At 52.9% G+C, this 2,132-nt stretch carries 2 protein-coding genes; both read left to right on the top strand.

Translation table 11 applies throughout. The annotated features are described in order from the left end of the window. Positions 1-102: 102 nt before the first annotated feature. Positions 103-1,275 (top strand): IS21 family transposase, encoded by a 1,173-nt coding sequence (istA, locus tag AAIR21_RS27615; RefSeq protein WP_147839129.1) that lies wholly within the window; start codon positions 103-105, stop codon positions 1,273-1,275. After that, positions 1,275-2,072, top strand: coding sequence for an IS21-like element helper ATPase IstB (gene istB / locus AAIR21_RS27610; protein WP_147839128.1), 798 nt, complete (start codon positions 1,275-1,277; stop codon positions 2,070-2,072). The genes istA and istB overlap by 1 nt, the downstream gene beginning before the upstream one ends. The last annotated feature ends 60 nt before the right edge of the window (positions 2,073-2,132 follow it).

Here is a 2,132-nt window from a genome sequence, read left to right as displayed (position 1 = left end):
GTGTTAGCGCCGGTGATATAAACCTTAATTCACCGTTATTGATTGTCCGCTCCACCCACCATGTCGTTTCCTTAAGGTTCTCACACCAGAAAGGAAAACAGCATGTTGAGCAGAGAGGACGTAAGCATGATAAAGCAAATGCGCCAGCAAGGGGTTTATATTGTTGATATTGCCCGACAGGTTGGCTGTTCAGAAAAAACCGTCAGGCGCTGGCTCAAGTATCCGGAGCCGCCGGCCAGAAAAACACGGCATAAGATGGTAAAACTGAAGCCATTTATGGATTACATCGATATGCGGCTGGCGGAAAATGTCTGGAATGCCGAGGTCATCCTGCAGGAGATCAAAAGCCTGGGGTATGCCGGTGGTCGGACCATGCTGCGGTGTTACATCCAGCCCAAACGCAGGATGCGCCCGGGTAAAAAAACGGTTCGCTTCGAAACCCAGCCTGGCTACCAGCTCCAGCACGACTGGGGAGAAGTGGACGCAGAGGTGGCGGGTGAACGATGCAAAATTAACTTCGCCGTCAACACGCTGGGCTTCTCCCGCCGCTTCCATGTCTTCGCGGCACCAAAACAGGATGCCGAACATACCTACGAATCACTGGTTCGTGCCTTCCGCTACTTCGGCGGCGGTGTCAAAACGGTACTGGTTGATAATCAGAAAGCGGCCGTTCTGAAAAACCACAATGGCAACGTGCTGTTCAACTCCGGGTTCCTGCTGCTGGCTGATCACTACAGCTTCCAGCCGCGGGCCTGCCGCCCGCGCAGGGCCAGAACCAAGGGGAAGGTCGAACGGATGGTTAAATATATGAAAGAAAACTTCTTCGTTCGCTATCGTCAGTTCGACAGCTTCAACCATATCAATCAGTTACTTGAACAGTGGCTGGGTACCGTTGCCGATGAACGGCAACTTCGCCAGTTCAGGCAAACCCCGACAGAGCGCTTCATCGAGGAAAAAAACCATCTGCAACCCCTGCCGGATACAGACTTCGACACCAGTTACTTCGACATCCGGCACGTATCCTGGGATGGTTATATCGAGGTCAGGGGAAACCGCTACAGCGTCCCGGAGAGCTGTTGTGGTCAACCCGTCTCGATACGCATAACTCTGGACGACGAACTACGGATCTACAGTAATGAACAGCTGGTGACATCACATCGTCTGCGGCCGGCGTCATCCGGCTGGCAGACAGTACCGGAACATCATTCCCCGCTCTGGCAGCAGGTAAACCGGGTTGAACATCGCCCGCTGAGTGCTTATGAGGAGTTGTTGTGATGCACGAACTGGAAACGTTACTGAGTCGCCTGAAAATGGAACACCTTGGATACCACGTTGAGGGTCTGCTGGAGCAGGCTGCTAAAAACGAGCTTAACTACCGTGAGTTCCTGTGTCTCGCCCTGCAGCAGGAATGGAACGGCCGACATCAGCGCGGTATGGAAAGCCGTCTGAAACAGGCGCGCTTCCCATGGATAAAAACCCTGGAGCAGTTCGACTTCAGCTTCCAGCCCGGCATCGATCGTAAGGTGGTGAGAGAACTGGCCGGTCTGGCGTTCGTTGAGCGTAGCGAAAATGTGATCCTGTTGGGGCCTCCGGGTGTGGGTAAAACGCATCTTGCTGTTGCTCTGGGCGTAAAAGCAGCAGATGCGGGACATAGGGTGTTGTTCATGCCACTGGACAGACTGGTTGCCACGCTGATGAAAGCGAAACAGGAAAACCGGCTTGAGCGACAGCTCCAGCAACTCTGTTACGCACGCGTACTGATCCTTGATGAAATAGGCTATCTGCCAATGACCCGGGAAGAAGCCAGCCTGTTCTTCCGGTTGCTGAACCGGCGATATGAAAAAGCGAGTATCGTTCTGACGTCAAATAAAGGGTTCGCCGACTGGGGGGAAATGTTCGGCGATAATGTACTGGCGACAGCGATCCTTGATCGTCTGCTGCATCACTCAACCACGCTGAATATTAAGGGGGAAAGCTACCGCCTGAAGGAAAAACGTAAAGCCGGTGTACTGACCAAAGGGCCAGCGCCAATAAGTGATGATGAATCGGTGGAAACCGGACATCACCGTTGATAAATAGCGGCAATCAAAATAAAACGGTGAAAAAAGGTTATATCCAGCGGCGTTGACAAT

Origin of the sequence: Enterobacter sp. PTB, from assembly GCF_051130085.1 — a bacterium.
GTDB classification, from domain to species: domain Bacteria; phylum Pseudomonadota; class Gammaproteobacteria; order Enterobacterales; family Enterobacteriaceae; genus Enterobacter; species Enterobacter ludwigii.
This window is presented reverse-complemented; position numbering and strand designations above follow the sequence as displayed.

Bases quoted from the DNA above. Each gene is read 5' to 3' on its own strand.
- istA (WP_147839129.1), top strand. From the start codon at position 103: ATGTTGAGCAGAGAGGACGTAAGCATGATAAAGCAAATGCGCCAGCAA.
- istB (WP_147839128.1), top strand. From the start codon at position 1,275: ATGCACGAACTGGAAACGTTACTGAGTCGCCTGAAAATGGAACACCTT.